A 21,886-nucleotide genomic window follows, 5' to 3' on the forward strand; every position below is an offset into this window, starting at 1 on the left:
GCCGTCCCTGCCTGCAAAACGTGGGACAGCGGGAAAATGCGCCATAAAGGGCTTTTCCCGGCCCTCCGATCTTCCTAAGAACGGCCAAACGCCGCCGAAAGCCCCTGAAGCCATGAAGAACGAACCCAAGATCACCCCCGAGCTGGTTGCCGCCCACGGGCTCAAGCCCGACGAGTACGAGCGCATCCTGAAGCTGATCGGGCGGGAGCCGACGTTCACGGAGCTCGGCATCTTCTCGGCGATGTGGAACGAGCACTGCTCGTACAAGTCCTCCCGCATCCATCTGCGCGGGCTGCCGACCAAGGCGCCCTGGGTGATCCAGGGCCCCGGCGAGAATGCCGGCGTGATCGACATCGGCGATGGCCAGGCCGTGGTCTTCAAGATGGAGAGCCACAACCACCCGAGCTATATCGAGCCCTATCAGGGCGCGACCACCGGCGTCGGCGGCATCCTGCGCGACGTCTTCACCATGGGCGCGCGCCCGATCGCCTGCCTGAATGCGCTGAGCTTCGGCGCGCCCGAGCATGCCAAGACCCGGCATCTGGTCTCCGGTGTCGTCGCGGGCGTCGGCGGCTACGGCAATTCCTTTGGCGTGCCGACGGTCGGCGGCCAGGTGCGCTTCCACACCCGCTATGACGGCAACATCCTCGTCAATGCGATGGCGGTCGGCCTCGCCGATACCGACAAGATCTTCTATGCGGCGGCCTCCGGCGTGAACATGCCGATCGTGTATCTGGGCTCCAAGACCGGGCGCGACGGCATCCACGGCGCCTCGATGGCGTCGGCCGAGTTCGACGACAAGTCCGAGGAGAAGCGCCCGACCGTGCAGGTCGGCGATCCCTTCGCCGAAAAGCTGCTGCTGGAAGCCTGCCTCGAGATCATGGAGAAGGGCTGCGTCATCGCGATCCAGGACATGGGCGCGGCGGGGCTGACCTGCTCGGCGGTCGAGATGGGCGCCAAGGGCGATCTCGGTGTCGACCTCGATCTCGACGCGGTGCCGACCCGCGAGACCGGAATGAGCGCCTACGAGATGATGCTCTCGGAGAGCCAGGAGCGCATGCTGATGGTGCTCAAGCCCGAGAAGGAAAAGGAAGCCGAGGCGATCTTCAAGAAATGGGGTCTCGACTTCGCCGTGGTCGGCTACACCACGCCGAGCAAGCGCTTCGTGGTCAAGCATGGCGGCGACGTCATGGCCGATCTGCCGATCAAGGAGCTGGGCGACGAGGCGCCGGTCTATGACCGCCCGCATGTCCCGTCTGCCGCGCTACCGGTTGTGCATGCGCGCGAGGTGCCGGCGCCGATGGGCCTCGGCGCGGCGCTGGAGAAGCTGATCGGCACGCCCGACATGTGCAGCAAGCGCTGGGTCTGGGAGCAGTACGACCACGTCATCCTCGGCAACACCATGCAGCGCCCAGGCGGCGATGCCGCCGTGGTGCGCGTTGAGGACGGGCCGAAGGGGTTGGCGCTCACCGTCGACGTCACGCCGCGCTATTGCGAGGCCGATCCGTTCGAGGGCGGCAAGCAGGCTGTGGCGGAGGCTTGGCGCAACATCACCGCGGTCGGCGGCAAGCCGCTCGCGATCACCGACAATCTCAATTTCGGCAACCCTGAAAGGCCCGAGATCATGGGCCAGTTCGTCGGCTGCCTGAAGGGCATCTCGGAGGCCTGTCGCACGCTCGACTTCCCGGTCGTGTCGGGCAACGTCTCGCTCTACAACGAGACCAATGGCCGTGCGATCCTGCCGACGCCCTCGATCGGCGGTGTCGGCCTGCTCGACGATTTCACGAAATCTGCCTCGCTCGCCTTCAAGGCGGAGGGCGAAGCGATCCTCCTGGTCGGCGAGACCCATGGCTGGCTCGGCCAGTCGGTCTACCTGCGCGACATCTGCGGCCGCGAGGAGGGGGCGCCGCCGCCGGTCGATCTCGCCGCCGAGAAGCGCAACGGCGATTGCGTGCGCGGCATGATCCATGCGGGCACCGCGACCGCAGTGCACGACCTCTCGGACGGCGGTCTCCTGATCGCGCTGGCTGAAATGGCGATGGCGGGCGGCATCGGCGCCAAGCTGCTTGCGGCGCCGACCGCGCTGGTCCCGCAGGCCTATTGGTTTGGCGAGGATCAGGCGCGCTATCTCGTCACCGTGCCGGAAGCCGAAGCCGGCCGCGTGCTCGCCAAGATGCGCGGCTGCGAGGTGCCCTGCGTGCGCATCGGCACCACCGGCGGCGATGCGATCGCGATCGCAGGCGAGGCACCGGTGGCGATCGACACGCTGCGCGCCTCGTTCGAGCGTTGGCTGCCGGACTATATGAGCGGGAAGGCGGCCTAAGGCGCTGCCGCGCGAATCCAGACTCGTAGCCCGGATGGAGCGTCAGCGTAATCCGGGACCGCTATCACTTGCGGCAAGACCCCGGATTGCGCTGCGCTCCATCCAGGCTACGGATTTCACTAGCTCACAACACCTTCGACGCGCCCGGGATCTGCCGCAACGCTCGCGTCAGCGCCCAGCTCGCTGCGACAGTCAGTACAAACCCGATTGTGGCCTTGACGATCGCCGGTAGGTCATAGTCGAAGAGCCAGTATTGCAGCCACAATGCGATCGGATAGTGCACCAGGAACATGCCGAATGCGTCGCCCTGCATCGGATCGAGCAGCCTGGCTGAGCCTGATTGCTTGAATCTCTGGAAAATGGCCAAGATCAGAAACATGATGGCCACGCTGAAGACCGTGAAGCAGATGGCATAGAGCGCTTCATACCAGTCCGGCAACGGCCACGGGTTGCCCAGTATTTGGCGCTTGATGAAGATCAGCCCCCACAACAGGCAATACGGAACGATCGCCAGGACCATCCAGTCCCAGCTGACCTTCGCCATGCGGCCATCGACAGCGAGCAGCCCGCGATCCATTTGCGCAACGCCGATGCCGGCACCGAAGAAGAAATAGGTCGCGTACAGCATCACGCGCCCGTGCTGGACCGAGAACGGCCCAAACTCGAACCAGCTGCTGTGTCCGTAGTGAACCAGCCCGGGAATGTAGAACGCTGCGGTGACGGCCAGCATGACCGCGAAGAACACGGCGGGCCGACGGCGACCATGCAGGGAGAGGCGATTGATCGGATCGAGCAGATCGGGTGACAGCCGGTACAAAAGGCAGGCCATCAGGTCGAAGGCGAACAAGACCCACAGGAACCAGATCGGCCCGCTCGGCCACGGGCCCTTCGTGACCATATTCCACCAGAATTCCGCAAAACCGATCTCGGGATGCTGCCGCAGGGAGATCGCATAATAGGCGAGCGGAATGACCGTAAGGGCGCAGATCGCGAAGGGTAGGCCAAGCCGAAGCAGGCGATCTGCCAGATAGCTCCGCGCTCCCTTCCGGGCGATGCCAGACCAGGCGAACAGTCCCGACAGGAAGAAGAACATCGCCATGAAGAAACTGTCGGTGGCGAGCACGATCATGTCGAAGCCGAAGAAATACGTCGGATCGGTATGACCGAAATAAGTATAGGGGATCACCGCATGATGCAGCAGCACCACCAAAGTGAGGAAGGTGCGGGCGCGATCAATCGCCATATTGCGCACCTTGCTCTGGGGCGCGGCATGGGCCTCCGCGCCGATCGTCGCCGAATGTGACATCGTCATCGTGGCCCCCGATCCTGGTCCCGGCCGGACTGTGCCGCCGGGAACTCGCTTCAGCAAGGGCAGTTTGTTCGGTAGGTCGCCCCGACCACCTCTAGGAACCAGTTCCTGGCAGCGATGTTAGCGTTCGCGAAAACAGCGAAGGCCGTGAGACGCGGTAGTTCGGAGCTAGCGATGACGATCCTGAAATGGGCGCTGATCTTCCTGCTGATCTCGATCGTGGCCGGCGTGCTCGGCTTCACCGGCATCTCAGCCGCCTCCGCCGATGTCGCCCGCTTCCTGTTCTACGTCTTCGTCGTGATCTTCCTGGTGCTGCTGGTCCTCGGGCTGACGATCTTCAGGGCGTAGCCTTCCTTTCGTCATTCCGGGACGGTCTGCAGGATCGAACCCGGACTCCCGGCATTCAGGCCTCGATGCTTCGCATCGCCCCGGAATGACGCATCCCAAACTAACCCACTTCCTCGATCTTCACCTTGTCGGGATAGAACGCCAGATGGCCCGAGATCTCGGTCATGGCGGGGAAGGGCGTCTCATAGGTCCAGATCGCGTTGTCGAGCGTCCTGCCGTTGGCCTTGACGCTGTAATAATTGGCATCGCCCTTGTAGGGGCAATGGGTGGTGCGCTCGGTGCGCTCGAGCAGGGCCATGTTGGCGTCCTGGCGCGGCACATATTGCACCGCCGGATATTTAGCTTCCTTCAGGGTCAGCGCCTTGTCGGTTTCGGCGATCACGATGTCGCCAGCCGTGACGCGGACACGCCGGGGATTTGGGGTGATGGTGATGGGGTGGTCGGGCCCTGGAAGCTTCATGAGGTCACGCCTTTTCGATCGATCTGCGGAGCGCGGCACTTTGTCGTGCCTTTATCCTGATGGGATCAGGGATATAGTGCCGGAAAGCGTGACCTAGAAGGCCGTTCACGCTAAGTTTGACCCTGCCGGGCCGGGGACCCCGGCAGCGATTCGACGACGAGGCTGATTCGCAGCCGAGACAAGGAGCACGACCCGAATGCCCATGGACGCCCACGATATCGAGGCGATGATCAAGGCAGCAATCCCCGATGCCGAGGTGACCATCCGAGACCTCGCCGGCGATGGCGACCATTACGCCGCGACCGTGATCTCGGAATCCTTTCGCGGCAAGTCCCGCGTCCAGCAGCACCAGATCGTCTATCAGTCCCTGCGCGGCCAGATGGGCGGCGTGCTGCACGCGCTGGCGCTGCAAACCGGGGTGCCTGGCGGACCCGGGGCACCCGGCACCTGATCCAAGCTCTGCGGGGGATGACGATGGCTGCGGACAATCCTCGCGGCGCGATGTTTCGCGTCACCGGTCCGAACCAGCACAGCCGCGTTACTTTTGTCGAGCTGTTCTTCGACCTCGTCTTCGTCTTCGCCGTCACGCAGATATCGCACACGCTGCTGCACCATTTCACGCCGTTGGGCGCGGTGCACGTCATGGTGCTGTTTCTGGCGGTGTGGTGGGTGTGGGTCTTCACCGCCTGGGTCACCAACTGGCTCAATCCCGAGCTGACGCCGGTCCGTATCCTGCTTTTTGCCATGATGCTGGGCGGCCTCGTGCTGTCGACCACGATCCCGACTGCGTTCGAGGGACGCGGCCTGTGGTTTGCGATCGCCTACGTGGCCCTGCAGGTCGGACGGACCGCGTTCTGGATGTTTGCGACACCGCATCACCGGTCCGCAGTCCGACACAACGCGATCCGCATCCTGACCTGGTTCTCGGTCTCCGCCGTGTTGTGGATTGCCGGCGGTCTGTCCGAGGGAGACACGCGGCTATGGCTGTGGATCGCGGCGGTGAGCTGGGAGTACATCGCGCCGGCCGCACGGTTCTGGGTGCCGAAGCTGGGCTTCTCGTCGGTCGAGGCCTGGGCCGTCGAAGGCGCGCACATGGCCGAGCGCTGCTCTCTCTTCGTCATCATCGCGCTCGGCGAAGCCATCATCGTCAACGGCGCAACATTCGCCGAGCTGGAATGGACCGCGAGCAACATCCTCGCTTTCGTCTCGGCGCTGATCGGCGCCATCGCGATGTGGTGGGTCTATTTTCACAGGGGTGCCGAGGCCGGCGCCGAGCGGATCTCGAAGTCCGCCGAATCCGGCCGCCTGGCGCGGCTCGCCTACACCTATCTGCACACGCCGATCGTCGCCGGCATCATCCTCACGGCCGTATCGGACGAATTGGTGCTGAAGCATCCGGCCGGACACTCCGACATGCGCACGATCGTGAGCACGATCGGTGGGCCCTTGGTGTTCCTGGTCGGCACGATCCTGTTCAAGCACGCGATCCGCGGCTTCCTCCAACTCTCGCACGGCGTCGGGATCGTGCTGCTGCTGGTGCTGAGCTGGTTCGCGTCAGGCCTGTCGCCGCTCTGGCTATCGGTCGCGACGACCGCGATCATGATCGTGGTCGCGGTATGGGAATCGCTATCGCTGCGGTCGGAGCCGGTGGAGTAGGCGCGGAAGGTCTACTCCGCGACCTCCAACGCGTGCACCGAAAACATCTTCGCCGCATCCGTCCAGCTCTCCCGCACCCGCCAGCCGGCGCCCTGCGCCAGCGCGGCGAAGCGCTCGATGCTGTATTTGTAGCTGTTCTCGGTGTGGATGCTCTCGCCCGGCTTGAACGAGAAGCTGGTGCCGAGCAGGCGCACGGTCTGGCTCTTCCTGCTGATCAGGTGCATCTCGATGCGGTGCCGCTCGCGATTGTAGATCGCGCGATGGGTGAAGGCGGACAGATCGAAATTGCCGCCGAGCTCGCGGTTGATGCGCACGAGAACGTTGAGGTTGAAGCGCGCGGTGACGCCGGCGGCGTCGTTGTAGGCATCATAGAGCACGCGCTCGTCCTTCTCGAGATCGGCGCCGATGATCATCTGCGCACCCCGGCCCAGGATCTTGCGGGCGCTGTTCAGGAAGGCCTGGGCTTCTTGCGGCTCGAAATTGCCAATCGTCGAGCCCGGGAAGAAGCCGACCTTGGGCATGGACGCGACCTGCTTTGGCAGCTCGAACGGCGTGGTGAAATCGGCCGCGACCGGATAGATGCCGAGCGAGGGAAAATCCCGCTTCAGGCCATTCGCCTGCGCCTTCAGGAAGTCGCCGGAGATATCGACGGGGACATAGGCCGCGAACCTGCAATGGTTCAGCAACAGGCGGACCTTGGTGGTCGCGCCGGCGCCGAACTCGACCAGGGCGGCGTGCTCCGGAATGATCTTTGCGATCTCGCTGCCGCGCTCCCTCAGGATCGCAAGCTCGGTGCGCGTCGGATAATATTCCGGCAGCTTCGTGATCGCCTCGAACAGCTCCGAGCCGGTCGCATCGTAGAAATATTTCGGCGACAGTTTCTTCGGCTGCTGTGACAGGTCCGCGATGGCCTCGCGGGCGAAGGCGGTGGTCTGCTCGTCGGGAAGATGGGCTTCGGCCAAAGCGCTGGCGTGCACATTCATGATACTCTCCTGAACGCGCTGTCCGGCGCGCATTTGTCGTCGGATAGAATGTCTACTCGTAGTCGGCGAGCCGCAGTCCCATGAACTGCCAGCGGTGGTGCGGATAGAAGAAGTTCCGATAAGTGATACGGCTATGGCCCTCCGGCGTTGCAAGCGAGGAGCCGCGCAGCACCAATTGGTTGACCATGAACTTGCCGTTGTATTCGCCGAGCGCGCCTTCGATGGCGCGGTAGCCGGGGTAGGGCGCGTACGCGCTGCGGGTCCATTGCCAGACGATGCCGAAGGCGTCGTTGAGCTGGCCAGTGCGCGCTGCGACCTCCCATTCCATTTCGGTCGGCAGATGCTTTCCGGCCCAGCGCGCGAAGGCGTCGGCCTCGTAATAGCTGATGTGGCAGACCGGCGCGTCGGGATCGATCGGCTTGAGGCCGGCGAGCGTCATGACCTGCCATGCGCCATCGACCTCACGCCAATGGCCCGGAGCTTGCCAGTCGTCCTTGCTGGCCGCGGCAAAGCCGTCCATCAGCCACAACGTCGCGGTCCGGTAGCCGCCGTCGCGCATGAAGGCGAGCCATTCGCCGTTGCTGACGAGATTGCGCGCCAGCCTGACCGGGCCGACGAGGGCGCGATGCGCGGGCTTCTCATTGTCGAAATGGAAACTGTCGTCGACATGCCCGACGGTGTGAATGCCCTCGTTGAGTTGCAGCCATTCATCGCCCGTGCGCGTCGCGGAGGGAAAACGCCAGTCCGGGTCGTAGGCCGGATAGACTGGATTCTGCGCAAATGCGTGCAGGATGTCGGTGAACATCAATTCCTGATGCTGCTGCTCATGGTTCAGTCCGACCTCGACCAGCGGCGCGATCTCGCGCAGCTTGTCCGCGCCGGTCTCGCGAAAGAATTTGACCATGGCCGCATCGACATATTTGCGATAGGCGCCGACCTGATCGGCGCTGGGACGGGTGATGTCGCCGCGATGATTGCGCGCATGACGCGGGCCGGCGCTGACGTAATAGGAATTGAACAGAAACGCGAAATCGGGGTGGAAGGGCCGATAGCCTGCGGCGTGCTCGCCGAGCAGGAATTGCTCCCAGAACCAGGTGGTATGCGCCCGATGCCATTTCGCGGGGCTCGCATCGGGCATGGACTGGATCTGCTGGTCCTCCGGCGAGAGCGGCGCGGCCCGGCGTTCAGTCTCGTTGCGGACGGCAATGAACGCGTCCTGCAGCCTCCGGGCGAGGCCGCCCGGACCGGACAGTGACGAAAGCGGGGCGGCGGCCGTGGCGGAGGCTTGTTTCGTCACGTTTTTCTCCAGACAGGACAAGAGAACGTTGTTGGCGTTGCCCGGTTCCACAACCGAGGTTCGTCCTAGATAGGGGCTCCGCTACGGTATGAAAGTCCTCTCCGGCGATGATATTGATGTCGTCAGCCTATGGGCCCGGCCCCGGCCAAACCGGTCGCCGGGGACCTCTCGCCGCCATTTTACTTTGGATGCACAACGGTTTGGGCTACATATATGGATAGGTATCGGGTTAGATCGGCTGAGCCGGCCCGAGGGATATTGGTGAGGGCTCTGCCCCAGAAGGACACGGATATGAGCATCGCGGAATTCATCGCCAACGAAGTGAAGTCGAACGACGTGGTTCTGTTCATGAAGGGTACGCCGCAATTTCCGCAGTGCGGTTTCTCGGGCCAGGTCGTCCAGATCCTCGACCATATCGGCGTCGGCTATAAGGGCCTCAACGTGCTCGAATCCGCCGAGCTGCGCAACGGAATCAAGGAATATTCGAACTGGCCGACCATTCCGCAGCTCTATGTGAAGGGCGAGTTCGTCGGCGGCTGCGACATCGTCCGCGAGATGTTCCAGGCCGGCGAGCTGCAGCAGCTCTTCTCCGAGAAGGGCGTCGTCGTCGCGGCCTGATGACGTGACCGTGCTGAGGCGCCGGATTGGCGGCGCCGAGCTTGAGGTCATCGTCGCTGACATCACCACACTCGGCGTTGACGCCATCGTCAACGCCGCCAACACGTCGCTCCTCGGCGGGGGCGGCGTGGATGAGGCGATCCATCGGGCCGCCGGGCCCGATCTGGTCGCCGAATGCCGGATGCTCCACGGCTGCGAGACCGGCGATGCCAAGATCACAAAAGGTTACCGGCTCAAGGCCACCCACGTGATCCACACCGTCGGGCCGGTCTGGAATGGCGGCAGGTCTGGCGAGGACGATCTGCTCGCCTCCTGCTATCGGCGCTCCTTGGAGCTGTGCGGGACGCACGAGCTGACCTCGGTGGCATTTCCGGCGATTTCGACCGGCATTTTCCGTTTTCCCGCCGACCGGGCGGCCGACATCGCCGTGCGCACGACGATCGAGGGCCTGACGGCTGCGCCGTCCGTGACCCGGGTCGTGTTCTGCTGCTTCTCCGAGCCAAGCGCCAAACTCCATGACGAGGCACTTGCGCGATACGCCGGCCCTTGTGCCGACTGAGGCGGCCGGTACACTCCGCCGGACCATGTTCCAGGGAGGGGATATGATTTCACGATCTGGGTTGTGTGCACTGGTTTGCGGCGTGCTGGTGTCGCTTGGCGCGATATCGCTGGCGCGGGCGGAGGGCACTTACGAGATACCGGCCGGCGCGCGTTTCAATCAGGACAAGCTCGCCAAGATCACCGAGTTCTTCAAGAACGAGGTCGCGACCGGCAAGATTGCCGGTGCGAACGTGCTGATCCAGCAGCATGGCAAGCCGGTCTATCACGAGGTCTTCGGTGTGCAGGACGTGGTCAGCAAGGCGCCGATCACCGACAAGACCATCTTCCGTCTGTCGTCGCTAACCAAGGTGATCACCTCCGTCGTGGCGATGCAACTGATCCAGGACGGAAAGATCAAGCTCGACGATCCCGTTTCGAAATACATTCCCTCCTTTGCAAATGTGAAGGTGGGTGAGGAGAAGAAGGCGGAGGACGGCACCAAGACGCTCGAGCTGGTACCACTGGCCCGGCCCATTACCGTTCTCGATCTGATGCGCCATACCTCCGGGATAACCTACGGTTTCTACGGCGATAGTCTGGTTCGCAAGGCCTATCGCGACGCTAACATCTATGCGGGCGAATTCGATCTCGCCGAGTTCGCCGAGCGGATCGCCAAGCTGCCGCTGCACAATCAACCCGGCGCACTCTGGCAGTACGGCCATTCCACTGACATTCTGGCGCGGATCATGGAAATCGTGTCCGGAAAGACATTGTTCGAACTCGAGAAGGAAAAGCTGCTCGATCCGCTCGGTATGACCGATACAGGCTTCTTCGTCACCGAACCGGAGAGGCTGAAACGGCTCGCCCAGCCGCTGCCGAACGACAGCAATTTCCGGGTCGGCCGCGAGTACAGGACTGAGGTTCGCCAGAAGTGGGAATCCGCCAGCGGCGGCATGGTTTCGACCATGGCGGACTTTTCCCGCTTTGCGCAGATGCTGGTCAATGGAGGAACGTTCGAGGGCAAGACCTATCTCACCCAGCAGACGTTTGAGCTGATGGCATCGGACCATGCCGGCAAGGACTCCGGCGTTGAGCGGGACTACTTCTATTTTCCCGGTGACGGCTTTGGCATGGGACTTGGGTTTGCCGTGCGCACCGATCCGGGTAATGCCAAACCTCCGCCGCCCGGCGATCTCGGGGAATTGAAATGGGACGGCGCCAGCGGTTGCTATTTGGTGGTTGATCGCAAGCAGGACATGTTCTTCCTGCTGCTGGAGCAGACCCCGAGCGAGCGCCAGCGCGTGCAGCGAACCCTAAAGCAGCTGGTCTATGAAGCCATGGAGAAGTGAGGCGTTCGTTCGGATCGTCCTCGCCGCCGCCTTTGTCCTGCTGATCGGCGCGGCGGGCCAGCTCCGCGCCGAAGCGCTGGCTGCCCGCAGCTTCTCGGCTAAGGGACTTGCGCGCGTCAGTGCGTTCCTTGACGATGCGGTCGCCGCCGGCAGGATCCCCGGCGCGATCCTTCTGATCCAGCAGCACGGCAAGCCCGCACTCTACCGCAAGTTCGGCCAGCGCAACGTCGCGGCGGCGCAGCCAATGACGGACGACACCATCTTCCGTCTCTATTCGATGTCGAAGCCGATCACCTCGGTGGCGGCGATGATGCTGGTCGACGACGGCAAGCTCGCTCTCGATGACCCCGTCGCGAGATACATTCCGGCCTTCGCCGATGTGCAGGTCGGCGTCCCGCAAGCAGACGGCAAGCTGGCCCTCCAGCCGCTGGCGCGACCGATCACGGTGCGCGATCTGCTCCGGCACACGTCCGGCATCACCTATGGCTTCTACGGCAGCAGTCCCGTCCGCAGGCTCTATGCGGAAGCCGGCCTGTTCGACGGCGATCCCGACAATGCGCAATTCGCCGAGCGGCTCGCGCGATTGCCCTTGGCCGAGCAGCCGGGGACGCTGTGGGACTACGGCCATTCGACGGACGTGCTGGGCCGGGTGATCGAGGCGGCATCGGGCCGGTCGCTCTATCAATTCGAGAAGGGGCGGCTGCTCGATCCCCTTGGCATGCGGGATACGGCGTTCTTCGTCGCCGACCATGCGAGGCGGCCGCTGATCGCCGAACCCTTGCCCGGCGACTGGTTCGATCGTCCGGTCGCCGGAATCATCGAGGCGACCGCGCAGCGCCGCTGGGAATCCGGTGGTGCGGGCATGGTCGGCACCATCGGCGACTATGCCCGTTTTGCACAGATGCTGATCAATGGCGGTGAGCTCGAAGGTCGCCGCTATCTCAAGCGCGAGACCGTGGCGCTGATGGCGTCGGACCAGCTCAACGGAGCCGATGGGATCGCGAGAGATGCGGAGTTCTATTTTCCGGGCTCCGACAGCAGCTTTGGTCTTGGCTTTGCCGTGCGCACGCGCGCGAAGCCGCCGCTGCCCGCAGGCGAATATCGCTGGGACGGTGTCGGCGGCACCTTCTTCTTCATCGATCCCGCCGACGACATGTTCGTCATCTGCATGATGCAGTCGCCTTCGCAGCGGGGTCCGATCCAGGACGAGCTGAAGCGGCTGGTCTATGAGGCGATGGGCCGCTGACTAAAGCGCGATGAGATTTGGATGAACGTCATCGCGCTTGACGGTGGTGTTTACGCACGATCTTTCCGGAGAACCGCTTCGCAGTTTTCCGGGTCATGCTTACGCGCCGCGCACGATCTCGCGGACGTATCCGATCGTCTCCTCGATTTGGGCCGCATTGACGTCGAGATGGGTGCAGGCGCGGATGCGGCCGTCCATCATCGCAAGCGTCACGCCGCGCTGACGGAGCGCTGCGACCATCTTGTCGCCGGCAATGCCGGCGCCGTCGGGCTTGAAGAACACAAGGTTGGTCTCGGGCTCCTGGACCTCGATGCCCGAGATCTGCGACAGTCCGCGGGCGAGCGCGCGCGCATTGGCATGGTCGTCGGCCAGTCGCTCGACGTGATGGTCGAGCGCGTAGATGCAGGCGGCGGCGCAAATGCCGGCCTGGCGCATCGAGCCGCCGAGGCGCTGCTTCCACTGCCAGACCGCATCGATGAAGGCGCGCGAGCCCGCGAGCACGCCGCCGATCGGCGCGCCCAAACCCTTGGAGAAATCGATCCAGGCCGAATCCCAGCCTGCCGTCATGTCGCGCGGGGAGATGCCGCTGGCCACGGTGGCGTTGAGCAGGCGCGCGCCGTCCATGTGGGTGACGAGGCCATGCTGCCTGGCGATCGTCACGATCTCGTCGAGCGCAGCCTTCTTCCAGATCGTGCCGCCGCCGATATTGGCGGTCTGCTCGACGCTGACGACGGTCTGCGGCGGCTGATAGCGCGTGCGCGGATGCAGCGCCTTGCGAAGGGTTTCCGGCGTGAACTGGCCGTCTGGTCCCTTGAGCTGGGTGACCTGGAAGCCGCCGATCGCCGCATGCGCGCCGCCTTCGCGCGCGATGATATGCGCGGTCTCATGGGCGAGGATCTCGTCGCCGGGGCGGCAATGCACCAGCGTCGCGGTGACGTTGCACATCGTGCCCGAGGGCATGTAGACCGCCGCTTCCTTGCCGAGCAGATCGGCCACGCGCTCGCACAGCGCGTTCACGGTCGGATCGTCGCCGACCTGCTCGTCGCCGACCTCCGCGCGCGCCATCGCCTCGCGCATCCCGGCCGTCGGCTTAGTCTGCGTATCCGAGAGCAGATTGATGCGCACCGGCGGCGCCTTGGGATCGATCGGGGGAGGGGTGTAGAGCATCAACTTGCTCCTCGAATGGCACTCACTCGCGATCAGCGAGTTCTGGATGGACGCCGGGCGGCGTGGCGAAACCGCATAATAACGATTTCTGTCTCGGTCACACGATTATCGATCAGATAAGGATTGACCGGCAAGCGACGGACGTATGCTCGAGTGGTCTGCCGCCCTGCATAAGGATGATCCTGAAGCAGGGCGATGAGCGCGACAATGCGGTCGCGTACGTGGCCCGCGCCCGGGGCGAGCGCGTTCACAGCCCGTGCTTGGCCCACATCGCGCGGACCTCGTCGGGGCTAGCCAGCTCGCCGCGAGTGATTTCAGCTTCGGCTCCGCGAGATCGGCCTCTTCGGCTGCCGTCAGCTGGAGCGGAGGCTGCTCGACGCCCGCGAGTTCAAGCAGGGCTCGCGCCAACTCAATCCTGCTGCGAATCGGGCAGGCCTGAAACCTTGCTGAAGGCCTCTTCCAGAAGACGCGTCATGGTCAACTCCGTTGCGCGAAGCACAGCGCGGATGAGTTGGGACATGGGAGCGGCCCACAACAAAAAGGCCCCGGATACCGGGGCCTTTTTTACGTCGATCGGCTGAAACTATCAGCGCGAATAGAATTCGACGACCAGATGGGGCTCCATCTGCACCGGGAACGGCACGTCGGAGAGGCCGGGGATGCGGATGTACTTGGCGGTCATCTTGCCGTGGTCGACTTCGAGATAGTCGGGCGTGTCGCGCTCGGGGAGCTGGCTGGCTTCGAGCACGTGGGCGAGCTGCTTGGAAGCTTCCTTGACCTCGACGACGTCGCCGACCTTGAGCTGGTAGCCTCGAGATGTTGACCTTGCGGCCATTCACCTTGATGTGGCCGTGGTTGATGAACTGGCGGGCGGCGAAGATCGTGGAGACGAACTTGGCGCGGTACACGACCGCGTCGAGACGACGCTCCAGGAGGCCGATCAGGTTCTCGCCGGTGTCACCCTTGAGGCGGCTTGCCTCGACATAGATGCCGTGGAACTGGCGCTCGCTGATGTTGGCGTAGTAGCCCTTCAGCTTCTGCTTGGCGCGCAGCTGCACGCCGAAGTCGGAGAGCTTGCCCTTGCGGCGCTGGCCGTGCTGGCCGGGGCCGTATTCACGACGGTTCACGGGGCTCTTCGGGCGGCCCCAGATGTTCTGGCCCATACGGCGATCGATCTTGTACTTCGCCTCACTGCGCTTAGTCATCGCGTCCTCTTCGGTTGCATGGTTTGAGGAAACGCGCCCTCCTGTGTGACGGACCCTAGGCCCGGCACCGACAGGCCCGATCCCCAAAGCTTAAGGGAAAGGACCACGGGTCGCGAAACGCTTCGCGGGCCGAAATCGGCCCGCGAGCAGGCGGCTTTTAGGAGAGTTTGGGGCTCACTGTCAATGCGAATGAACCCAGAATCAGGTTCTTAACGCCCGAATTGGCTTGGCGCCGGCCGCCCCCAATTCGGCAGCGATTTCAGTGTTCAGGACCTGTTCCAGCCGGGTCAGGACCCGGGCGATCGGAGCAGCGTCCGTGACCCGGTGATCCCAGCGGATCACGACACGGATGGTCTGGTCGGGCTCGACCACCCCATAGCTGACGACAAAGGGGCCGGGCGTGATCGGATGGAGCTCGCCGCCGCCATAGGCGGCCACGGAGCTGACGCCAAAGCTACCGAACCAATTGCCGCGCTGCCGGCCGAAATTCAGGCCGATCGCCCAGGACAGGCGGCGCAGCGGCAGCGGCAGGCGAGTCGCCCGCATGATCTTGCGGAACATCGGGACGTCCTCGATCGGCGCCGTCTTGGCGCGCCGGATCTCGGCGTCGACCGCTGCGAGTGAAAGGGCCTCGGGAGCGGCAATTCGCTGGGGCAGCACGCATTCCTCGCCATCGTCCACCCGCGCGATCGCGACCGTCGCCACGCTCTTCGGCAGCTCGTAGAGGCCCGGCCAAGGCCATTTGACGTAGACAGTGCGCAGGATCGGCTCGTCCCGCGCAACCAGGGCGAAAGCCTTGACGAATATCGCGGCCCAGCCGGCGGGCGCCGTTGTGCGTGCGCGGGCCTCCAGCAGGGGACGGATATTGAGCGAGCGGGAGAGTGAAACGAAAGGCACGCCCATCGAGGCATGCATCAGGTCGCAGATCAGGCGACGCCGCAGCGATATGGTTTTGGGCGTCCCGCGCATTGGTCTTCAGTTCCAAATCAAAGATCAAAATATGGGCAGCGAGCGGGGCCCGCCCGTTCGCTCTAGCATGAACCAACCCGCTTGGGGGCGGCTGGTTCGCCGCATCACGGCGCCTGGCGAGGCTGCCGGCTTGCTAGTGACAAAATCTATATCGTTTTCAATGGCTTGTTGCTTGGCCTTGGCGTCATGCGCGCAAAGTCGCTTCAGCCTATTTCTCCAGCAGCGCCCGCGGTTCCGGCAAGGCCGATCACCCTCGTTGCGGCTATTCAGAGCTTGATTCCCTCGAATGCCGCCATGATGCCGCGCTGGAATAGCGACCAGTCGAAGCCGAGCGCGATCGCGCGGTAGCCGCGGTCGATCAGGGCGTTGGCCTGATCTGCGGTGCGGGCGACGCCGCCGATCGGCACGCCGCTTCTGAGGATGCCGGCCTCGGCGCGCGCGATCAGCTCCAGCAGCTCTGGGTCGTCCATCTGGCCGCGCTTGTTGATGGACGTGGCGAGATCGCCGGGGCCGATCACCGCGACGTCGATGCCGGGCGTCGCCATGATCTCGTCAATGCGGTTGACGGCATCGACATGCTCGATGGTGACCATGCAGATCATCTCGTCGTCGGCGCTGGCCATGTAATCCGGCATCGACTGGCCCCACCGGAACGGGGCGTGGAAAGGGCCCCAGAGCCGATCGCCGCGAGGCGGGTATCGAACGCTACGCACCGCCTTTTCGGCGTCCGCGCGGCTGGTGATCATCGGGAAGTTGATGCCGAAGGCCCCGATGTCCATCGGCGCCTTCGCAAGCCACGGCTCGTTCGCCGCGATCCGCACCAGGGGCGTGCACGGCGTGCCCGTGGTGGCGGCGATCATCGCATGTGCTTCGGTCAATCCGATCGGGCCGTGCTCGAGATCGACAATAATCCAATCGAGCGATCGCGCCATGATCTGCACCATCTGCACGCTCGGGATGGTCGCGATCGCGCCGAAGGCTGGGCGCCCCTCGCTCCACAATTGGCGGAGACGGTTGAGTGGCGTGGACGGGACCGACATCGAAAGACCTGCAGCTGGGTGACGACGGCAAAACGTAGCAGCGCGGCGCCGAGGCGGAAAGTCAGGCCAGCGCGCGTCCGCCGAAGAACGGCGTCAGGGTGGCCGAAAGGCCGTGCACGCGGTTCGAGGTGAAGATCATCTCGGCGCCGGCCTGTGCGATGTCTCCGCTGCGCGGACCGAGCAAGTCGGAGACGCGCCGGGCGATCGCCGGCGCGGGATCGATCCAGTCCACCGGCCAGGGTGCCAGCCGCTTCAGCCGGTCGAGCAGCAGCGGATAATGCGTGCAGGCGAGCACGACGGTGTCGGTGCGCGCGCCGGCATCTTCGGTATCGCCGACGAAGCAGGGCGCGAGCTCGGCCAGGATGTCGCTGTCGCTGACGGCAGCGCCGCCCAGCGCGGCCTCGGCGAGCGAGGCGAGTTCGGGCGAGCCGACCAGCGTCACCTCGCAGCCTTGCGCGAAATCGCGGATCAGGGCTTTGGTGTATTCGCGCCTCACCGTGCCCTTGGTGCCGAGCACCGAGACGCGGCGGGTCCTCGACCGCGCGCAGGCCGGCTTGATCGCCGGTACGGTGCCGACGAACGGCACGGAATAAGCGGCGCGCAAGTGCGACAGGACCAGGGTGGACGCGGTGTTGCAGGCGATGACGACGATGTCAGGGTCGTGCGTGCCGATCAGCTCCCCCATCAGCGGCACGACGCGGGCGATGATCTCGTCCTCGCCGTGGTGGCCGTAGGGGAAGAAGGCGTCGTCGGCGACGTAGACAAAGTGCGCCTCCGGGCGCGCGGCCACGACCTCACGGAGCACCGTGAGCCCGCCAAGGCCGGAATCGAACACCAGGATGGTCGGAGAATGGGTCACGTCGTCACCTTAAGGCGCCATGGTTACCATTCGGTTTTTTGGGCGGTTTTGCGGCGGGGGCCGCTCGGCGTCATGGGAGGGGAGCCAGGTACCAGCGGCATCCGCAGAATTCCGGGGCCGACATGATGCGGTCCGGTGTGGGCTGCCCACGTTCACGCGATCCTGTTCGTCGTGGCTGCCCGTTCCGTGGCAAGCTGCTTCTGCAGGCGATCGATGTTCTGCAGGAGACGCTGGCTGGTCAACACCAGGAAGTAGTAGCCGAACTGCGGATCCTGGAAGTAGATCTCGAGCAGCCGGTCGTAGGTGATCGTCAGCACCTGGCCGTCTTCGATGCATTGAATCGTTCCGGTCCGCCGGTTGTCGGGTGTGAGGAAGCCGAGCTCGCCCATCAGCGCTCCGGGCCCAATCTCGACGTTGATCTCCTTGACCAGGAACTTGCCGGTGACCGTGAGGAGCATTTCCTTCGCGGGATCGCCCAGCTTGAACAGCGTGTCGCCCCGGCGATATCGGCGCTCGGTCATGAACGGCTTCAGCCATTCGATCGACATGTCGCCTTCGGCGGCATGACGCGCTTTCTTGACCAGCTTGAGCATCTGCCGGAGGCGCAGGGCGTTGATCGGAAGCATCAGCAGGTAGAGCAGGAACGTTGCGACGTTGGCGGAGAGCGCGCCGAAGATGGCAAAGAACGCGCAGCCGACCATGTTGGCGACGCGCAGCGGCACCATCGTCCGCATCAAGAGCGTGGCGACAAAGAAGACCGCCCCGACCACGGCGAACATATTGGCCAGCGTGATGTTGCTGACGAAGATCTCCAGCAGCCGGTTGAAGATCGCGTCGTAGGTGACGTTGTTGGGATCGAGCCCCATCTGAACCAGGATCTTCGCGATCCTGAGATTGTCCGTGGCCGCGTCGAGAATGCGGTCGAGGATCGAGGAAATGTCTGCGCTGCCGGACGGCATGGTACTAACCCCGCGTAAGGCCTTCAGTCCTGGTCGGTGTGCTCGACACCTATAGCCGAAATCGGATGACGGCCGGCTGAAATGAAGCCTTCGGCCGCCATGTCGCAAGAGGCAAATTCTAGCCCGATCGGGCCTTTCGGCAATTGCCCGTCGGTTGCCCATCAGGCCGTGGCGGCCGTGATCGGACCGGGAGGCGGCGTCGCGGAGGGGTTGGATGCACCCCAGGCGGGGGCGCCGGACGATCTTCGGCTTACGGCTTCGTGGCAGGCTGCATGACCTGCTGCTCGACGAGGCCAAGGCGCCCCGGCAGCGAAGCGGCCCGCAGCATCATGGCGACGCTGTTGGCTTCTTCCAGTGTCAGGTTTCCGGAGATCTGGCCCGAGCCGCCGGTGATCGGCTCGCGGATCACGGGGGCGGAGATCACCTTGTCGTCGAGCACGATGGCGAAAGGCTTGCCGACGTTCTCGCTGGTGATGTGGGCGAAGCGCCGCGTGCCGCGGCCGTTGAAGCGGAACGAGGCGATGGGCTCGTTCGTGCCGATTGCAAATCCCGGACCGGCAGAGCTGATGTCGTCCCCGTCGAGCGCGCTGCGCTTAGCAACGAGGTAGGGCTCGTTGTCCTTGAAGCCGAGCAGAACTTCCGTGCCGTCCGGCGGAGCGCCCCGCTGCGCCTGCTCGGCAGGCATCGAGAGGTCGACCTGGCGGAAGCTGACCTTGACCTTCCTGGAGAAGATCGCGGTGATGATGCGCTCGGGCTCGGTCGCGCCCGGCAGGAGGATCCGGATGCGATCCGCGCCCTCGGGCAGGACGCTGGCGAGCGTGACGCCGGCATCTTTGAGGCGCTGCTCGATCATGGCGATGGAATCGTCGACCAGCTCGTGCAGCCGTGCGGCGGATGCGGCCTCGGTCGGCGCCAGCCTGACCGGTCCGTCGCCGCTGCCGCTGACGGTGAGCGCGTGCGTTGGCAACCCCTCCGCTGCCAAGGCGAGCTTGCGTGTGAGCTGTTCGCGGCCCTTCGCGTCGGGGATATTCACCTCGACTCCGCCGTCGCGGATCGCGAGGCCGGAGAAGGCGATCCGGCCCTCGCGCAGGATCTTGTAGACGTCGTCGCGCAGGTCCGCGACGGCTGCCTCGCGCAAACCGTCGGCGTCCACCCGATAGACGATGCGCGACCCGCCCAGCTTCTCCATCTTGTCGGCAATGAAGGCGGCGACCTTGACTCGCATCTTGTCGAGTTGGGCGTCGGCCGACGCCGCGCCCGGCATGGCGATCGCCGCTGCCATGGCGAGCGCTACGCCGAGGGCGGTGATGAAGTTGCTCCAATGCCTCGGCATGATCACCTCGAGTCTTGCGGCAGGACGCTGGCCGGCAAATCCGACGCCAGTTCTTGGTCCCGGAATTGGGTGTGAAGGTTCAATTCCGGTGTCGATCGAGGCCCGCCGCCGCAGCGGATAGGCCATGGACGAACGGCAAATCATCGATCATTCTGCGCTCGCTCGACCGGCCATTGGTCGAGGCCTCGCCGAACAAGATGTCAAAAGACAGCGGGCGGGGACATGCATCTGAGGGAGGACGGAATTCCATGGCGGGCATCCATGCGCTCGATCGGCTTATCGGCAACGACTATCCGGAACTTTTGACGGACGCGGACGTCCGCGCTTTCGAGCAGGTCCCTTACGCAGAGCGCATTGCGGCCGAGAGTACCTATGATGCCATCAAGCTGGGTGCCGAGCGCAACCCCGACGGCGCGGCGATCCAGTTCCTGCAGAATGCCGATCCCGCCGACACGCCGGCCGTGGTCACGTACCGCGATTTCATCGCGCGCGTCACGCAGGCCGCCAACATGTTTCACGCGCTCGGCGCGGAGAAAGGCGACGTCATCAGCTTCATGCTGCCGCTGGTGCCCGATGCTTTCGTGACGCTGTTCGGTGCGGAGGCCGCCGGAATCGCCAATCCCGTCAATCCGCTGCTGGAGCCGCACCAGATCGCGGAAATCCTGGAAGCCGCGAACACCAAGATCCTGGTGGCGCTCGGGCCGATGCCGGGCACCGACATCTGGCAGAAGGTCGAGCAGATCCGCCCGCAGCTCAAGCACCTCAAGGCGATCGTGCAGGTGTTCGGCGGCGGCGATCCCGACAAGGGCATCTTCGCCTTTGCCGACCTGATCAAGCAGCAGCCGTCCGACCGGCTCGTCAGCGGCCGCAAGATTCTCGGCCGTGACATCGCCGCCTATTTCCACACCGGCGGCACCACCGGCACGCCGAAGCTGGTGCGGCACACTCATGCCAACCAGGTCTACCAGGCCTGGGCGCTCAATCTGCTGCTGAAGGGAAAGCCCGACGTCAATCTGCTGTTCGGCATGCCGCTGTTTCACGTCGGGGGCTCGCTGACTCAGGTGTTGACGACGCTGTCGAGCGGCGGCTCGCTAATCGTGCTGTCGCCGAGCGGCTGGCGCAATCCGAATGCCGTGAAGAACATCTGGGGACTGGTCGAACGCTACAAGCCCGAGGCGCTGTCGAGCGTGCCGACGGTGCTGGCCGCGACGCTCGCGGTGCCGCCTGGCAATGCGGATATCTCCAGCCTGAAATATGCAGCCGGCGGCGGCTCCGCGATCCCCGTCGCCGTCGGCTCGGCGATCCAGGACAAGCTGAAGCTCCCGGTGGTCGAGGTCTACGGCATGACCGAGACCTCGAGCGTGCACACGCTGGCTTATCCGTCACGGCCGATCCGGCTCGGCTCGGTCGGCTTGCCGATGCCTTATTCGCGCGTGCGCATCGTGCAGCTGGACGCCGACGGCCGCCTGATCCGCGACTGCAAGCCGGACGAGATCGGCGTCGTCATCATGGCCGGGCCGGGCGTGTTCAGCGGCTATCTCAACGACGAGCACAACAAGGGTGCCTTCGTCGAAGAGGTCTGGGTCAATTCCGGCGATCTCGGCCGTCTCGATGCCGACGGCTATCTCTGGATCACCGGCCGCGCCAAGGACCTCGTGATCCGTGGCGGCCACAACATCGATCCGGCGCCGATCGAGGAGATCATGTTCCGCCATCCCGCCGTCGGCTTTGCCGCCGTGGTCGGCCAACCCGACGCCTATGCCGGCGAATTGCCCGTGGGATATGTGCAGCTGAAGCCGGGCGCCAAGGTCGAGCCGGGCGAATTGGAATCGTGGGTGCGCGAGCGCACGCCGGAGCGCGCCGCCGTCCCGGTGCAGGTGATTCCGATCGACCCGATGCCCGTGACGGGCGTCGGCAAGGTGTTCAAGCCGCAGCTACGCTGGGACGCGGCGGAGCGCGTGTTCACCAAGGTGCTGGCGCCGCTGGTCGAGCGCGGCATCGATTGCAAGGTCAAGGTCGGCGCCCATGGCAGTCACGGCTCGATCGCGACCGTCACGCTGGTCGGCCTGCCGCCGGATCAGCGTGAGACGATTGCGGCCGAGGTGCACACGCTGCTCGCGCCGTTCGTGATGCGGCATGAGGTGGTGCACGCGTAGGTGAAGGGCGCTTCGCACGCGTAGGATGGGCAAAGGCGCAAAGCGCCATGCCCACCTTATTCGACGTGA

General features: G+C 64.5%; 20 protein-coding genes and 1 pseudogene. 9 read left to right on the forward strand and 12 right to left on the reverse strand.

Features of this window, described 5'->3' with window-relative positions:
- The first annotated feature begins 112 nt into the window (after window positions 1–112).
- On the forward strand, window positions 113–2,323 hold the full coding sequence (purL, locus tag ACETMP_RS01535) for a phosphoribosylformylglycinamidine synthase subunit PurL (protein WP_375159650.1): 2,211 nt from the start codon (window positions 113–115) through the stop codon (window positions 2,321–2,323).
- A gap of 124 nt (window positions 2,324–2,447) precedes the next feature.
- Here the strand turns inward: purL and ACETMP_RS01540 are convergent, their stop codons facing one another.
- The gene (locus tag ACETMP_RS01540; RefSeq protein WP_375159651.1) at window positions 2,448–3,635 is read right to left on the reverse strand and encodes an acyltransferase; all 1,188 of its coding nucleotides are present in this window, start codon (window positions 3,633–3,635) and stop codon (window positions 2,448–2,450) included.
- 171 nt (window positions 3,636–3,806) lie between these two features.
- Between ACETMP_RS01540 and ACETMP_RS01545 the strand changes: the two genes are divergently transcribed.
- The gene (locus ACETMP_RS01545; RefSeq protein ID WP_027525383.1) at window positions 3,807–3,980 is read left to right on the forward strand and encodes a DUF1328 domain-containing protein; all 174 of its coding nucleotides are present in this window, start codon (window positions 3,807–3,809) and stop codon (window positions 3,978–3,980) included.
- Window positions 3,981–4,080: 100 nt separating this feature from the next.
- On the opposite strand, the gene ACETMP_RS01550 is transcribed toward ACETMP_RS01545, so the two are convergent.
- Window positions 4,081–4,440, reverse strand: coding sequence for a DUF427 domain-containing protein (locus tag ACETMP_RS01550; protein ID WP_375159652.1), 360 nt, complete (start codon window positions 4,438–4,440; stop codon window positions 4,081–4,083).
- A gap of 196 nt (window positions 4,441–4,636) precedes the next feature.
- On the opposite strand from ACETMP_RS01550, the gene ACETMP_RS01555 reads away from it, so the two are divergent.
- On the forward strand, window positions 4,637–4,891 hold the full coding sequence (locus tag ACETMP_RS01555) for a BolA/IbaG family iron-sulfur metabolism protein (protein WP_028137365.1): 255 nt from the start codon (window positions 4,637–4,639) through the stop codon (window positions 4,889–4,891).
- 23 nt (window positions 4,892–4,914) lie between these two features.
- On the forward strand, window positions 4,915–6,096 hold the full coding sequence (locus ACETMP_RS01560; RefSeq protein ID WP_375159653.1) for a low temperature requirement protein A: 1,182 nt from the start codon (window positions 4,915–4,917) through the stop codon (window positions 6,094–6,096).
- Between the two features lie 11 nt (window positions 6,097–6,107).
- Here ACETMP_RS01560 and egtD read toward each other — a convergent pair whose 3' ends face one another.
- Both egtD and egtB read right to left on the reverse strand, forming a co-directional pair.
- Window positions 6,108–7,079: an L-histidine N(alpha)-methyltransferase gene (gene egtD, locus ACETMP_RS01565; protein ID WP_375159654.1), complete on the reverse strand. Its 972-nt coding sequence runs from the start codon at window positions 7,077–7,079 to the stop codon at window positions 6,108–6,110.
- A gap of 52 nt (window positions 7,080–7,131) precedes the next feature.
- Window positions 7,132–8,427 carry an ergothioneine biosynthesis protein EgtB gene (egtB, locus tag ACETMP_RS01570; RefSeq protein WP_375159655.1) on the reverse strand — a complete coding sequence of 432 codons (1,296 nt, stop codon included), beginning with the start codon at window positions 8,425–8,427 and terminating at the stop codon, window positions 7,132–7,134.
- 240 nt (window positions 8,428–8,667) lie between these two features.
- Here egtB and grxD point away from each other — a divergent pair, with 240 nt between their 5' ends.
- The 4 genes from grxD to ACETMP_RS01590 are packed head-to-tail and all read left to right on the forward strand — an operon-like array spanning window position 8,668 to window position 12,129.
- Window positions 8,668–8,994: a Grx4 family monothiol glutaredoxin gene (gene grxD / locus ACETMP_RS01575; protein ID WP_028137361.1), complete on the forward strand. Its 327-nt coding sequence runs from the start codon at window positions 8,668–8,670 to the stop codon at window positions 8,992–8,994.
- A gap of 4 nt (window positions 8,995–8,998) precedes the next feature.
- Window positions 8,999–9,553, forward strand: a complete 555-nt coding sequence (locus ACETMP_RS01580; RefSeq protein ID WP_375159656.1) for an O-acetyl-ADP-ribose deacetylase — start codon at window positions 8,999–9,001, stop codon at window positions 9,551–9,553.
- Between the two features lie 43 nt (window positions 9,554–9,596).
- Window positions 9,597–10,883, forward strand: a complete 1,287-nt coding sequence (locus ACETMP_RS01585; RefSeq protein WP_375161812.1) for a serine hydrolase domain-containing protein — start codon at window positions 9,597–9,599, stop codon at window positions 10,881–10,883.
- Window positions 10,864–12,129, forward strand: coding sequence for a serine hydrolase domain-containing protein (locus ACETMP_RS01590; RefSeq protein WP_375159657.1), 1,266 nt, complete (start codon window positions 10,864–10,866; stop codon window positions 12,127–12,129). Before ACETMP_RS01585 ends, ACETMP_RS01590 begins: the two co-directional genes overlap by 20 nt.
- Before the next feature lie 99 nt (window positions 12,130–12,228).
- Here ACETMP_RS01590 and ACETMP_RS01595 read toward each other — a convergent pair whose 3' ends face one another.
- From ACETMP_RS01595 to ACETMP_RS01630, 8 genes and pseudogenes are all read right to left on the reverse strand, one after another.
- Window positions 12,229–13,296, reverse strand: a complete 1,068-nt coding sequence (locus tag ACETMP_RS01595) for a threonine aldolase family protein (protein WP_375159658.1) — start codon at window positions 13,294–13,296, stop codon at window positions 12,229–12,231.
- Between the two features lie 32 nt (window positions 13,297–13,328).
- Window positions 13,329–13,565, reverse strand: a complete 237-nt coding sequence (locus tag ACETMP_RS01600) for a type II toxin-antitoxin system RelE/ParE family toxin (RefSeq protein WP_375159659.1) — start codon at window positions 13,563–13,565, stop codon at window positions 13,329–13,331.
- 317 nt (window positions 13,566–13,882) lie between these two features.
- Window positions 13,883–14,501: pseudogene (rpsD, locus tag ACETMP_RS01605) on the reverse strand (30S ribosomal protein S4).
- A gap of 201 nt (window positions 14,502–14,702) precedes the next feature.
- A complete protein-coding gene (locus ACETMP_RS01610; RefSeq protein WP_375159660.1) occupies window positions 14,703–15,470 on the reverse strand; it encodes an acyltransferase in 768 nt (255 codons plus the stop codon).
- Between the two features lie 266 nt (window positions 15,471–15,736).
- Window positions 15,737–16,510: an HpcH/HpaI aldolase/citrate lyase family protein gene (locus ACETMP_RS01615; protein ID WP_375159661.1), complete on the reverse strand. Its 774-nt coding sequence runs from the start codon at window positions 16,508–16,510 to the stop codon at window positions 15,737–15,739.
- A gap of 61 nt (window positions 16,511–16,571) precedes the next feature.
- On the reverse strand, window positions 16,572–17,369 hold the full coding sequence (murI, locus tag ACETMP_RS01620; protein ID WP_375159662.1) for a glutamate racemase: 798 nt from the start codon (window positions 17,367–17,369) through the stop codon (window positions 16,572–16,574).
- Window positions 17,370–17,521: 152 nt separating this feature from the next.
- On the reverse strand, window positions 17,522–18,328 hold the full coding sequence (locus tag ACETMP_RS01625) for a Crp/Fnr family transcriptional regulator (protein ID WP_375159663.1): 807 nt from the start codon (window positions 18,326–18,328) through the stop codon (window positions 17,522–17,524).
- 250 nt (window positions 18,329–18,578) lie between these two features.
- Entirely contained in the window at window positions 18,579–19,661 is a 1,083-nt protein-coding gene (locus tag ACETMP_RS01630; RefSeq protein ID WP_375159664.1) for a preprotein translocase subunit SecD, read from the reverse strand.
- A gap of 248 nt (window positions 19,662–19,909) precedes the next feature.
- Here ACETMP_RS01630 and ACETMP_RS01635 point away from each other — a divergent pair, with 248 nt between their 5' ends.
- The gene (locus ACETMP_RS01635; RefSeq protein WP_375159665.1) at window positions 19,910–21,817 is read left to right on the forward strand and encodes an acyl-CoA synthetase; all 1,908 of its coding nucleotides are present in this window, start codon (window positions 19,910–19,912) and stop codon (window positions 21,815–21,817) included.
- The last annotated feature ends 69 nt before the right edge of the window (window positions 21,818–21,886 follow it).

The sequence above is a fragment of the Bradyrhizobium dasycarpum genome (assembly GCF_042019905.1).
Lineage (GTDB): Bacteria > Pseudomonadota > Alphaproteobacteria > Rhizobiales > Xanthobacteraceae > Bradyrhizobium > Bradyrhizobium japonicum_B.